Below are 13,311 nucleotides of genomic sequence, written 5' to 3'. Positions count from 1 at the left end.
GGGGGCCCCCCCCCCCCCCCCCGTTATAGCAATATTTTCCATTTCCTCTTGCGGAATCCGTAAAAATGCCTCTACCACCCGGGGGTCAAACTGCCGGCCTGCACACCGTTTCAATTCCTCATATGCCTCCTGCGGGGTAAATGCTTCCCTGTATGGCCTGGCAGAGGTCATGGCGTCGTAGGCATCGGCCACACGAATAATGCGCGCCAGAAGCGGGATCTCCTCTCTTGATAGGCCAGCCGGATAACCCCCGCCCCCATAGTCTTCGTGATGGTGCCGTACGGCTGCAATGACCGCCGCTGGGAACCGGGCCGGTTCCAGGATCCTGGCTCCTACTTCAGGATGACCCTGCATCTCTTTTCTTTCTTCCGGGGTGAGGGGGCCCGGTTTAAGAAGAATGTCCTCTTGTATGCCAATTTTGCCCAGGTCGTGTAACAGGCCGGCCATATAAACATGTTCCTCCTCTTCAGCACCAAGTCCCAGCATACGGGCGCAGGAGCGTGCCCATTTAGCTACCCGGATGGAATGCCCCCTCGTGTATACGTCCTTGGCCTCCAATGCCGCTGCCAGCGCCTGTACGGTACTCAGGTAGTACTCCCGCAGCGAGGAGTAAAGGCGGGCGTTTTCCAGCGCCAGCCCGACTTGAGCTGCAACGGTACCCAGGTACTCAACTTCTTCTTCCGCCCAGCGGCGCGGTACAGGAGAATAAACCTTCAATGTGCCCACGATCTTTCCGCCTGCTTTCACCGGCACCACAACCAGGGCCCGCATCTCAAGCGCGTAGTAGGGCAGGTGTCTGCCAGACCCGTCGGCGGCCAGGTCCTCCATTACCACGGCTTCCCCTTTTTGGAGCACTTCACCCAGCAAGTTATCCTCCGGCCGAACGCGGGCGACCCTCGCCTGCAACTTCGGACTCATACCCAGGCTGGCCCTCAGCACCAGCTCGCCGGTATTTTCGTCAAGCACCCGCAGGGCACACCACCGTGCACCCAGCACGTCCCTCACACTTGCCAGGGCTGATTCAAGCACTAGATCGACATCAAGGTGGCTCGATAACACCTGCCCTACTTCGATCAGCCGTTCCAGCATTGCTGCCCTTTCCTGCACCTTCCGGAAAAGCCGGGCATTTTCCAGGGCCAGCCCCAGAATGGTGCCCAGGGTGGTCAAAAAGACGGCTTCCTCTTCGGTGAAGCGTTGCCCCCCTGGCTTGCCTGCTAAGGTGAGTACTCCCATCACCTTGCCGCCAGCTTTAAGAGGTATTGCAACTGCCGGCAGCTTTTCTTCGGGCGTGCTTTCTCGGGGACGGCTGTCAAAGTGCGCGGCGATAGCTTCCCGCCCAACCGCGGCTATTATTTCCCCTGCAGGAATAACCCTTAATTTGTTGTCCGGCTCCATGGTAGCTGCTACCTCAAGAGCTGCCGCCCCCGGCTCCGTTTCGCTAAGCATCACCACCGACCCGCTGGTGGCACCGGTCAATTCCAGCACCGCCTGAAGTCCCTTCCGGGCGGCTTCGGCCACCTGCAGGCTGCCGGAAACTGTTTTGCTGAATTCAAAGAGAGCACTGAGTTCGTCTGCCTTTTTCTGCTGTTCCTGCTTGGTGTATATCAGCTGGGCCAAAGTTTCCGTTACTGCCCGTATCATCTCCGCCGCTTTCCGCAGCCGTTCTTCAGACCACAAAGGTACCCCTTGGGCCGCTACCCAGAGCTCTTCCCGGTCTATGCCTGTCTCCCGGGCAAGTTCGGCTACTTCCTCTTCTGTGAGCGGCTTAAGTGCTACGCTGCCGCCCACCAGTACCGCTACTGTTTTTCCTGCTACCCGGAGGGGTACTGCCACATGTACCAGCCCGGCATGGCAGGTGTCGAGGACTGCTCTTCCTGCGTCCACGGCAGCCCTGGCAAAGATTACACGTGAAGCCCCACACTTGGTTCTTCCTTCTGGATTAGCATTAAGGAGGGCGCAGAAAGAGCATAGGTTGGAGGTTTTGGTGAGGAGTTGTCCGTCCGGATAGGTGACCGAAGCTGCCAGCCCCAGGGCCTGGCTCATGCTCTCTTGCAGTCTTTGTAAGCCGATGTGTTTCAGTTCTTCGTAGTACTGCATTAATTTTCCTCTCTCCATGAAAGGAACCCCATACCTCCTGCTGGGAGTGCTTGCCAAAAAAGGCCTGCTTGCCGGACCGGTAGTTCAGCAGGACTGTTAAATGCCGGCTCTTCGGCGGCCTTTCTTTCCCTCCTTGTCCGCGTACATCCCTGGCGTCGGCCACTGCGAGCAGGGCATCTACGTCTTTCCCGTCTGCAGGAAACCGCGCCAGCCCCACCGACAGGCTCAAGGGTATCTCCGCACCAGAAAACCGTATCGCTTGCAGATGCTTCTCAAGCCGGGCCCGGAGTGTCTCCAGGCGCGGCCCTTGGGCTGCGCTTCCCTTCCTGGGCCTCTTTAGCACGCTCGCCGCTGAGGTAAAAAAGGCCCGCTGGTTGTATAACTGGTAAGCGGGTCGCTTTCGGCCTCGCGCTGGTAACGGCATGAAGCCCGGGCCATTTCCATCATCGACTATAGGACTAAAGAGGTGCCGGTGTTGGAAAGAATAAGTTCGCTCACTATTCTTTTGAGCAAAGGAGAGAAGCGGAAAAACTCTCTCAGTAGGTCCAGGGAAATACCGGCCAGCACCAAGGGCAGGCCGATAAAAAGCACTAGTATAACTTCCCCTTAAGCATAACACTGCACCGTTGACCGGAGGGCTGAGAGCCTGGACTGCGGCATAAGTCCTGGGATCTACGTGTCAGATGCTTGCTGCTGGGCTGGCGCACCCGGCTCTTTTTTCTCCCAGCTCTCTTTAAGGGCAACTTCGGCGTAGGCGAAAAGCTCTTCCCCATCCTTCCCGTTGTCGGGATATACCGCAATCCCGTAGCTCCACGTCCCGGGCAGGAAACCCTCCAGTTTCGTTGTCACCACCTGCGCGCCTTCTTTCCCCGTATGAGGGAGAATCAACGCCAGCGTACTCTTGCTGAGCTCTATAACGGTGTCTATCTCGCGCAGGCGCCGCCGCGCCTGCCTGGCGCATTCCCCAATCTTTCCCTTGCCCAACCTTTCAGACCGGGCCAGAACCAGGGCTACATTTAGCCCGCCCCTGCTCGCCCGGTTGATCTCATTCCTGAGTACTTTATGCAGCAGCTCCGCAGGGGCTACTTCTCCCCTGGCGCCAGGTCCTATCAGTTTCTCTACGCGGCGCACCAGCTCCTCGACCGAGTAGGGCTTGCAGAGGTACTCTACCGCCCCCAGATCTATCGCCTTCTTGACCACGGCGACGTTGCTCTCGACCGTTACCACCATGACCGGGACGTACCGATACTCCGGCAGGCGTTTGAGGTTCTCCAGCACAGCCAGGCCGTCCATTCCCGGGAGGTGGATGTCGAGAATCACCAGGTCGTACGGTTCTACTTTTCCCCTGGCCTTAACCAGCGCTTCCTGGCCGGTGGCGGCTTCGTCCACCAGATAGCCCTTCTCCTCCAGTGTTCTCCTGGAGGAAAACCTGGTGAGGGTCGAGTCTTCCACCAGCAGGATGCTCTTTTCCGGCAAGGCTAGCAAGATTTTCAGCCCTCCTTTCGAGACCGTTTCCGGTCCCGGAATCTATTCTAAATTTATCAAGGGGGTTTTCTCCCTTTTTATCACCAGGGACAAAGGCCGTACCGAAATATTTACCCCGGCTTCATCGTCTCAAAGCTATCATATTGCTATGTTTCCGTTCCCGCTAATAAAGTTAGAAATTCGACGCAAACTACCATTTTCCTCCAAGGTTATCCTATCTTCGCAAAAAAGTTCCTCCGGTCCTGGTAAAGGTTGAAGGCGGCTTTCCGAAAAGTATCCCCTTGTTCCAGAAGTATGCTATAATCTGCTATTATCAGTGCGTCCTAGCGGCAATAAAAAAGCGGCCCCATCATGGCCGCTCCTCGCTCTCGAATACCCGTTCTTACTGCAGGTAACGCCGCGCTCCCAGGTATCCCCTGGCAAATAACGGTTCATCCAGGCGGCTCAATATGACGCCCCGGCCGGAACGGGAATTGATGAACTCTCCGTTGCCGGTATAAATACCGACATGGGTGGGCAGGCTCCCCGAACCTTCCGTATTGAAAAAGACCAGGTCGCCCGGTTGCAGTTCCTCCCGGGCCACCTGCCGGCCCACCTGGAACTGCATATCAGCATCCCGGGGCAGCCGGACGCCGTTTAAATAATAGGCAATGAAAGTCAGCCCGGAACAGTCGATGCCGTAAAGGCTGACCCCGCCCCAGAGATAAGGTGCTCCCTGTAAGCGTTCAGCTGTCTTAATTACATCCTCGCCGCTGCGCTTACCTTTCACCTTTCCCCCGGGCCAGACCTCAACCTCGTTTGCCGGTAGCCAGGCCGTTCCCCGGCCGGGGAGCCAGACCTCCATCCAGCCTTCTCTTTGCCGCAGCAGCGGTAAGTCAGTAGCCAATAAGGCTTCACCGGTGGCGTCCGCACCTTCCGGCTGCCGGTACAGTAAGGCGCGGGGAACGGTCACAACTGCCAGGTCCCGGGCCGGCGGGGGAGTGTCCAGGACCACATCCGCTGTTTTCAACCACCCGATATAGCCGTCAGGTACCTGGCCCTGTAACCAATCCCCTTCCTGCTTTAATACCTTTACCTCATCCCCCAGCAGGGCCTGGGTAACCAATTCCGCCTCCCGGCCGGGGTTGGCCCGGACGTCGGCCACAGGTGTTCGGACATAATAGGAAGTCTGCCGGGCCGGTGTCGGCGCTGAAGGTTCCCCCGGCAGCGGTAAGCGTACGGCCTTTTTATTCAACGTTATCACCCCTATCATTATTAAAGCTAGAAACAGGAGCAAGAAAAGAAATAATTGGCGTCGCAATCTAAACCTTCAACTCCCCAACCCGGATTTCTTGCCGGGATTTGTAATGTCTCCGGTTTTTTATCTTGCCACAAAATAAAATATATTATTGAAGTCCTATCCGTATGTATGCTAAAATATGCCTGGAATTTCATTACCGGGGGTTTTTTACCATGCAAATTGCCATTAAATTTGGTGATCTGACCGTACTGGCCGAGCTCAACGACAGCGAAACCGCCCGGAAAATTGAGGCGGCCCTGCCCATAAGCAGCCGGGTGAATACCTGGGGCGATGAAATTTATTTCCCGATTCCCGTAAAGGCCGGGTTGGAAGAAGGAGCCACGGCAGATATGGAAGTAGGTGACATCGCTTACTGGCCGCCGGGCCACGCCTTCTGCCTGTTCTTCGGGCCTACGCCCGCCAGCATTGATGACAAGCCCCGCGCCGCCAGCCCAGTAAATAAAATCGGACGCATCTTAAGCGATCCCGGGCTGTTAAAAAAAGTACCCGACGGTGCTAAAGTAGAAATCCGGGCTGCTGGTGCAAGGTAGTGAGTTTACAGAAAGGGTTTTTGCGTGCATGCCGCTAACAAAATAAAAGCCCTGCAGGGGTATTGCCGCAGGGCATTTTTATGTCAAACCATCGCGGGTACAACAGATCTTAGTACCTTGAGTACTTACCTAAATCACTTTAGAAGCCATTTTCACTTCCTGTACAGCTGCACTAACAATCTCTAATGCCCTGTAAAATTCCTGACTTTTAGAGGGTGACCCCGGACTTGAATATAGCGATCTCCCTTATACCCAGGGTTTCCGCTTTTGTCGGTTCTCCGGAGGCTACCCGCAAAACCTGCTCCAGTAATTCTCCTGCCAGTTCCGCCATATTCTCACCCTCCAGGACCCGGCCGGCGCTAAAATCAAACCACCGGGATTTTTTAGAGTAAATGCCAGTGTTGCTGGCGATTTTTATCGTGGGCACGCAGGTGCCCAGGGGTGTACCCCGGCCGGTGGTGAAAAGGATGATCTGGCAGCCGGCCGCCGCCAGGGCCGTGGAGGATACCAGGTCGTTGCCGGGCGCGCTTAAGAGGTTGAGCCCCTGCTTCTGGCACCTCTCGCCGTAATCCAGGACGTCTACCACTGCTGCCGTGCCGCCTTTCTGCACGCAGCCGAGGGACTTTTCTTCCAGGGTGGTTATGCCGCCTTCTTTGTTGCCGGGTGAGGGGTTCTCGTAAACCGGCTGGCCGTGGTCGAGGTAGTATTGCTTCCAGGTGTTGATCAGCTTTACTATCTTTTGAAACACCTCTTCATCCACGGCCCGGTCCATGAGGATGGTTTCGGCGCCGAACATTTCCGGTACTTCGGTGAGTACCGCCGTGCCGCCCCCTGCTATTATCCGGTCGGCTACCAGGCCTGCCAGGGGATTGGCGGTTATGCCGGAAAAGGCGTCGGAACCGCCGCATTTTAACCCTATTTTTAGTTCGGATATTGAGCAGGGCTCGCGTTTGGAGGTGGCAACATGTTCTGCCAGTTCTTTAAGGAGCCTTAAACCAGCGGTCATTTCGTCTTCTACTTCCTGGGCTACCAGGAATTTAATCCTCCCGGGGTCTACCTCTCCCAGCACCTGGCGGAAGGCCGGGATATTGTTGTTCTCGCAACCTAAACCCAGGACCAGTACCCCGCCGGCGTTGGGGTGGCGGCAGAGGGAGGCCAGGAGCTTTTGGGTATTATAGTGGTCGTCACCAAGCTGCGAGCAGCCGTAGGGGTGCTTGAGGGCATATATGCCGTCTATTGCGCTTTTACCCTCCAGTTCCTTTGCAACGTTCCGGGCCAGGTTCTCGGCCAGCTGGTTGACGCAGCCCACCGTGGGGATAATCCAGAGCTCGTTTCTTACTCCTACCTGGCCGTCTGGTCGCCGGTAGCCGTGGAAGGTCGGATTCCCTTCAAAGGCAACCGGCGTTATGGGGAGGGGGTTATAGGTGTATTCTTCTAGCTTCTCCAGCCTGCTGTGCAAATTGTGGCTGTGCACCCACTGTCCGGCTTTCACCGGCTGGGTGGTTATCCCGATTGCATAGCCGTATTTCTTTACTTCCCGGCCGGCTGGCAGGTCTAAAAGGGCAAATTTGTGGCCGGCTTTGATGTTTTCCTGCAGGTGTATTTCACGTCCATCTATTAGAACGGCTTCACCCGCCTTTAGATTTACCAGGGCAACGGCTACGTTATCCCGGGCATGCAGCTGGATTGTTTTTTTCATGCTCCTTCTCCTTCCGCCAGCACCTTCTCCAGGGCTGCCGCCATGCCGCCGGTTACAATCTCTTGCAGGTAAACCCCCAGTTTCTTCGCCAGGCCGGGAACGCTATTTAATTCCTTGCCCCACACTTCGCTGTTACCCAGGATATATGCGGCTACTTCTCTTGCACTTTCCGCTGTTCCTTTATACTGCTGCCAGGCTGCCTGCCAGAAGGCCAGGGCCTCGGGGGCGTCTTCGATAATAAACTCTCCCTGCGGCCGCTTCCCCTGGAATTGCCGCCCGTTTGTCTTGCCGTCTTTAAATAAGCTTGCCATGGCGGCCAGGGAGAAGGTGAGCTTTGCTGGTACTTTTTTCTTCCGGGCTACGTAGTCCAGTAATGACGGTAGTACTCGCGTCTTGTATTTGGAGGTGGTGTTTAACAAAATGCTCTGCCAGCGGTGGACGATATAGGGGTTGCGGAAGCGCTGCAGCACTTCCCCGGCAAATTCGGTTAGCATTCCTTTATCCAGATCGGTCGCGGGTATGACTTCGTTATATATTAATTCCTCCATAAAGCGGCCGATGCGAGGATGTTCTACAGCCTCCCTTACCGTGTCGATGCCGCTTAAGAAGGCTACGGCGGCTGTGGCGGTATGGGCGCCGTTCAGGATGCGTACCTTGCGGGTGCGGTACGGCGTCATGTCGTCCGTCCAGATAACGTTGAGGCCGCCTGCATGGAAGGGGAGCTTTTCTTTAAGGTGCGTAGGGCCTTCGATTACCCACAGGTGGAACAGCTCGCCGGTGTCCAGCAGGTCGTCTTTATAGCCTAGCTCTCTGGCCAGTTGCTCTGCTTCTTCGCGGGGGTAACCCGGTACCACCCGGTCCACCAGGGTGTTGAGGAATATGTTGGCTTCTTTTAGCCACTGCTGGAATGCTCCCGGTAATCCCCATTCTCCAGCTAGCTTTAAGGTGATTGCTTTGAGGTTGTCGCCGTTGCGGTCAATGAGCTCGCATGGAAGAATGAGCATCCCTTTATCCGGGTCGCCCTGGAAATAGTTGTAGCGGTGGTAGAGGAAGGTTGTGAGCTTCCCGGGGAAGGACCGCGGCGGGGCGGCCGTTAAGCTGTCCCCGGGGTCGTAAATGATGCCGGCTTCGGTGGTGTTGGAGATGACGATGTCGATTTGCGGGTCTTCGGCGCAGCGCAGGACGGCCTGCCAGTCTTCGTAAGGGTTAATACCCCGGCTGATGGAAGTGATAATCTCCCGTTTTTCTACAACCTGGCCGTCTTGATACCCGCGCAGGATCAAGGTATACAGGCCGTCCTGCTGGTTTAATTTGTCGACCAGGCCCCGGGCCAGAGGCTGCACTACTACCACCCGGCCCTGGAACAAACCTTTTTTGTTCAGTTCATGGATCATCCAGTCGACAAAGGCGCGCAGGAAATTGCCTTCCCCGAACTGGAGGATACGCTCAGGTAAGTTATCCGGGTAAGGGCCTGCCTCCAGGTTGGGTGGGAAGCTGAAATCGCCGGTGAGTAGTGTTTTATTAAGTGCAGGCATGTTCTTTTTCACCTTCCCTAGCACCAATTTCATAAAGTTTATCGTGGAAAACCTGTTTTTAGGCTTACGTTTATGCTCAATTTTCCTTACAGCAGGCTTTTTAAATACCTTATAGCCCCCGCTGCCGCCTTCTCAGGAGCAGGATAGGGGAGACACTCCAGGGCGATATAACCTTGATAACCCATATTTTTCAAGGTTGTTATTATCTTTTTAAAATCAAGATGCCCTTGTCCCGGATAAAATCTATTGCTATCGGCAAAATGAATATGGCCCAGTGCCTCCCCCGTCTTTTTCAGAGTCTCGTCAAGATCAACCTCTTCGATATTCATGTGAAAGGTGTCCAAATGGACCTTAAGGTAAGGGGTATTGAACCGCGCTAAAAAGTTTAAAGTATCTGCTGCCGTATTGAGAAAATTGGTTTCATAGCGGTTGATGGCTTCTAAGAAAAGCACCACGCCGCATTTTTTAGCTTTCTCCAGGCAAACAGCCAGGCCTTCTGCGGCATAATTTTCATATTGTTTAAATTGGCCAATGCCAGGTATTACTCCTCGCATTGAGCCAACAATAACTCCCGCCCCCAGGCATGAGGCAACTTCAATATGGTCTAAAATACGCTTAACAGCTTTCTCCCTTATATGAGCCTCAGGATGGGTCAGGCTTAATTTATCCACCACATACCCCAGGCCCGTCCCCAGGGTAGAAACAGTTATTCCTTCCTCCTGACAAACTTTTAAAATCTGCTCCACCTCAAGTTCGTGCGGGTCGCGCACGTGGATCTCTACTGCATCATATCCTAGCTCAGCAGCCTTTTTAATGTTATCAAGATAAGGCCCCCTGAGGATAAAGGGGGCGCTATCAGATACATTTTGGGCGATGGACACACTTAATTTCATTATTATAGACCTCCGCCTGCAGGTAATTTAACAGGAACAGGCCTGCCTTCGGCCAGTGATTGCTTGGCTGCCAGACCGATTAAAACAGGCTGCAAGCCGTCATTGCCGGTAACAGGCGGTTGTTGGTCGTTCAAAATGCAGTTTACGAAAGCCTTTATTTCTTCGATATAAGCCTGCTGGTATCTCTCGATAAAGAAATGCTGCAGTTTATCAGCCAGGAAACCTTCTTCCGTGCTTAATACAGTGGGAGTTAAAGGTGGATTACCTACCATGGCACAGCCTTTAGAACCCAGGATTTCCACTCGCTGGTCGTAACCGTAGACACTCTGGCGGCAGTTATCTATCACACCAACGGCACCGCTGGCAAATTTTAAAGTGACTATAGCAGTATCTATATCTCCCGCTTCACCTATAGCTTTATCTACCATTACGCCACCAACAACATGTACCTCGGTGACTTCGCTCCGCGACAGGTACCTGGCCATATCAAAGTCATGAATGGTCATATCCAGGAAAAGGCCGCCGGAAACTTTTATATAGTCAATGGGAGGCGGTGCGGGATCACGGGAGGTTATTTTTATAACCCGTATATCGCCAATCTTCCCCTGCCCTATCAAGTTATAGGCTTTCTTAAAACCAGGATCGAAGCGACGCTGGAAGCCAATCTGTAACTTAACCCCGGCCTTCTCCACCTCATTAAGAGCTTCCTGGATCTTATTTAAGTCAAAGTCAATAGGTTTTTCACAGAAAATATGCTTGCCGGCGCGAGCAGCCTGGATTATTAAAGGGGCATGGGTATCGGTGGAAGAGCAAATTAAAACGGCGTCAATGCTTTCGTCTTCAATGATCTTTTGCGGATCACTAAAAACGTGTTTTATCCCCAGGTTATTCGCCCAGTCTTTAATCTTATCACTATAAAGATCAGCGACAGCAACAAGCTCTGCTTCCGGAATATAAAAGCGAATATTTTCACCGTGAACCCTGCCGATACGTCCAGCGCCTATCAGACCTATCTTCAACTTTTCCGGCATACCTTGCAGCCCCCTCGTAATAAGTTTAGAGGTAACCCGACCACCTAAAGCAACGGCGGGCATCAGGTAACGCTGCCCAAGTTCTACGACGCCCGCCGGAGCTTAAGGTTGAAACTTTTATTTGGCCAGTAATTCTTTGTAACAGGAAAAGGCTAATACAGAAATCACACCGTTTAATCTATGCATTAACTTATAGCTTATGGAACGCTCCAATATAGGGTAACTCGTAGACCGATTTCCAACCCTCGCTTAAAGGTTCTTTCAGGAAGGGCCGCATTTCTTCTTCCGTCCGTAAGGTTACCTTTTCAACCGGCGGTACAGTGCCGGGCGGGAAGGCTTCCAGGATGTGGTCATGCAACAGGGTTAGATACTTCAAAATGGCAGCGATGGGTCGCTTGGCCTTCCTGGCGGACGCCAGGCTGGGTTTGCCTACCACGCCCTGGGGAGTGGCCGCCCGTTCAATGGCTGCATGCCCTTCTCCTTCGGACCAGCGGTGGGGACGCCGGTAGGGGTCCACTGAAGTATCAAAGTGTCCCGGAGGCAGGAAGCTTTCTCCCTGGGCGTCCTGCACTACGCTCATATCGATCATGCCGGGGAATAGCAGCAGGGCAACCGAGGTTTCGGATTCATCGGCATGGATGAAGTCCGTTTGCAGACTATCTTCTCTATCTACCGGGAAGAAGAATTCCCTTACAGCCCGGTGCCAATCAATTACCTGGAAGACACCCGGCAACTGGAAGCGTTTCATAAACTCCTGGATGGCGGATTCCAGCATCCACAGGTGACCATGGTTGTTGACCAGGATAATCTTCCGGAAGCCATCGTTCCATAAGCCCAGCATAGTGTAGATTACGGTTTCCTCAACGACTTCTTTGGGCATGATTACAGTTCCCGGCATACCCAGATGGTGGTAGGGATGGCCGCCGTAATTCAGAGGCGGAAAAGCCAGGCTCACTTCTCGTCCTTGCTTGGCCGTATAACGACGCACACCCTCTAAAATCTGGGTGACCATGAAGGTGTCCAGGCCGCTGTTGGCATGAAGGCCGTGGTTTTCTGTGCAGCCGATAGGCACAAACACTATGTCATTTTTCTTGCGCTTTTCAATTACCTTGACCCGGGGGGTATTCTGGATATAAGTACCGGGTTTACCCAGTTCTGGTTCTGAAGGAATCTCGTATTCTTTCAGGATAGCGTCGATTTCTTCTTCGGAGGCCTCCCAGATTTGTTTCTTCAGGCGGCCAACTTCGTTGTCTTCAAAGATAATGGCCGGGTGATCGGTTAATAGCCATCCTTTACATATTTTTTGGTCCATATGCTTTACTCCTTTGCTTTGTATTTTTTGACAGTAAAATTGCCCCGCTTAAAAGTGAAACTTATTCTTTATCCAAGCGCACGGTAATCTTACATTCTTTCCGGTCAGTTCTTAAAGTCACCAGGTTTTCGGGTACCTCATCGAGGGTGATCTGCTTGGTGATCATGGGCAACATATTCATCCCGGCGGCCATGCTCTCAATAACCCGCGGGAAGGTACCATGCCCGGAATGCCCCTGGGAACCGATTATCTGTGCCCGGCGCACCTGCAGGACTTCCCCGGTCACCGGCATTTTGGCATCCGCGCGGGCAACTACCATGACCCTGGCATTCAGCGTCTTTTGCTCCCAAATCGTTTTTTCAATCTGGGGATAAACTATTGTTGGCAAACCGGTGGCTTCCAGGTACAGGGCGGCGCCATAGCCGTGGGTAATTTCCAGGACTCTTTCGGTGAAATCTTCCTGAAGGGGATTAATGGTATAGTCTGCTCCCATCTTGCGTCCCAATTCGGCCCGGGACGGTTCGGGTTCGGATAAAATAACCTTAGCCGCGCCCTGGCGCTTCAAAATGGCACAGGCTGCGATACCAATCGGCCCACCACCACAAATTACCACGTTATCGCCAGGCCGAATGCCACCCAGAATACCCCAACCGCTGCGCTCAATCACGGCGTTATAAGCTACCGACGTAGGCTCCACCAGGCTCCCCAACAAAAATACTTCTTCGTCTGAATAATGTTCGCGCAAGGGTTCAAGGCTCCAGACTACACGGGCGGGAACTTTTATATACTTGGCCATGGCGCCGTCGACGTTGAATCCGATCTCATCCAGGCGTTCGCAGTGGTTTGGCCATCCATCAGCGCATGGCTGGCAGGCGCCACACCAGAGCATTTCCTCAGCACAAACCGCCTCGCCTCCTTTGAATGGTTTGTTGGTGCGTTTGTCAAAAGCGCCCGGGCCGGCATCAACTATTACGCCGGAGAACTCATGACCCAGTACAGCAGGAAAACCTGTCAGGCCCGGATATAAAATGTAACCCTGGTCATCTGGCTGGGCCATATGGACATCGCTGCCGCATATTCCGCAGGCTTTGACTTCAATTACTACTTCCCCCGGGCCGGCCTGGGGAACATCCCTTTCCTCGATAGTTACCCTGGGATTGCGCCATACCTTGCTCCCTAGATAGGTCTGCCGGCCTTCAATGTCCTTGGGCCCTAGCTTGAATTCCGGTTTGGGGTCCCAATCGGCATGGAGTACTACGGCGCGCATTTTGTTGCTCATTAAACACACACTCCTTACTATTTGTTTTAATTTATTTTTTTAAATTAAAAGATTTTGTTGTAACACCTTTGGAGTTCCTTTAGTATTCCATTGGTATACCCGCTTGCTTAAAAAATAATATTCGACATACCTTTATTAATTCCTGCTTTT

General features: G+C 53.6%; 10 protein-coding genes. 1 reads left to right on the top strand and 9 read right to left on the bottom strand.

Going from position 1 to position 13,311, the window contains the following annotated elements:
- From FLZ89_RS11815 to FLZ89_RS11800, 3 genes are all read right to left on the bottom strand, one after another.
- Positions 1-2,097, bottom strand: a 2,097-nt coding sequence (locus FLZ89_RS11815; RefSeq protein WP_253256474.1) for an HD domain-containing phosphohydrolase, incomplete at its 3' end; no start/stop codon positions are given.
- A 672-nt stretch (positions 2,098-2,769) separates the two neighbouring features.
- Entirely contained in the window at positions 2,770-3,582 is an 813-nt protein-coding gene (locus FLZ89_RS11805) for a GGDEF domain-containing response regulator (protein ID WP_172613593.1), read from the bottom strand.
- Positions 3,583-3,964: 382 nt separating this feature from the next.
- The gene (locus FLZ89_RS11800) at positions 3,965-4,816 is read right to left on the bottom strand and encodes an NlpC/P60 family protein (RefSeq protein ID WP_216363894.1); all 852 of its coding nucleotides are present in this window, start codon (positions 4,814-4,816) and stop codon (positions 3,965-3,967) included.
- A gap of 218 nt (positions 4,817-5,034) precedes the next feature.
- On the opposite strand from FLZ89_RS11800, the gene FLZ89_RS11795 reads away from it, so the two are divergent.
- On the top strand, positions 5,035-5,412 hold the full coding sequence (locus FLZ89_RS11795; RefSeq protein ID WP_141264960.1) for a cyclophilin-like fold protein: 378 nt from the start codon (positions 5,035-5,037) through the stop codon (positions 5,410-5,412).
- Between the two features lie 208 nt (positions 5,413-5,620).
- Here the strand turns inward: FLZ89_RS11795 and FLZ89_RS11790 are convergent, their stop codons facing one another.
- The 6 genes from FLZ89_RS11790 to iolM form a co-directional block, all read right to left on the bottom strand.
- Positions 5,621-7,111: a UxaA family hydrolase gene (locus tag FLZ89_RS11790; protein ID WP_141305033.1), complete on the bottom strand. Its 1,491-nt coding sequence runs from the start codon at positions 7,109-7,111 to the stop codon at positions 5,621-5,623.
- Positions 7,108-8,646 carry a tagaturonate reductase gene (locus FLZ89_RS11785; protein ID WP_141305032.1) on the bottom strand — a complete coding sequence of 513 codons (1,539 nt, stop codon included), beginning with the start codon at positions 8,644-8,646 and terminating at the stop codon, positions 7,108-7,110. Before FLZ89_RS11785 ends, FLZ89_RS11790 begins: the two co-directional genes overlap by 4 nt.
- A gap of 86 nt (positions 8,647-8,732) precedes the next feature.
- Entirely contained in the window at positions 8,733-9,527 is a 795-nt protein-coding gene (locus tag FLZ89_RS11780; protein ID WP_216363892.1) for a sugar phosphate isomerase/epimerase family protein, read from the bottom strand.
- A gap of 14 nt (positions 9,528-9,541) precedes the next feature.
- The gene (gene iolG, locus FLZ89_RS11775; protein ID WP_141305030.1) at positions 9,542-10,570 is read right to left on the bottom strand and encodes an inositol 2-dehydrogenase; all 1,029 of its coding nucleotides are present in this window, start codon (positions 10,568-10,570) and stop codon (positions 9,542-9,544) included.
- 190 nt (positions 10,571-10,760) lie between these two features.
- Positions 10,761-11,882 (bottom strand): 3-dehydro-scyllo-inosose hydrolase, encoded by a 1,122-nt coding sequence (iolN, locus tag FLZ89_RS11770; RefSeq protein WP_141305029.1) that lies wholly within the window; start codon positions 11,880-11,882, stop codon positions 10,761-10,763.
- A gap of 61 nt (positions 11,883-11,943) precedes the next feature.
- Positions 11,944-13,161, bottom strand: coding sequence for a scyllo-inosose 3-dehydrogenase (iolM, locus tag FLZ89_RS11765; RefSeq protein ID WP_141305028.1), 1,218 nt, complete (start codon positions 13,159-13,161; stop codon positions 11,944-11,946).
- Positions 13,162-13,311 lie beyond the last annotated feature (150 nt).

The sequence above is a fragment of the Moorella sp. E306M genome (assembly GCF_006538385.1).
Taxonomy (GTDB): domain Bacteria; phylum Bacillota; class DSM-521; order Neomoorellales; family Neomoorellaceae; genus Neomoorella.
This window is presented reverse-complemented; position numbering and strand designations above follow the sequence as displayed.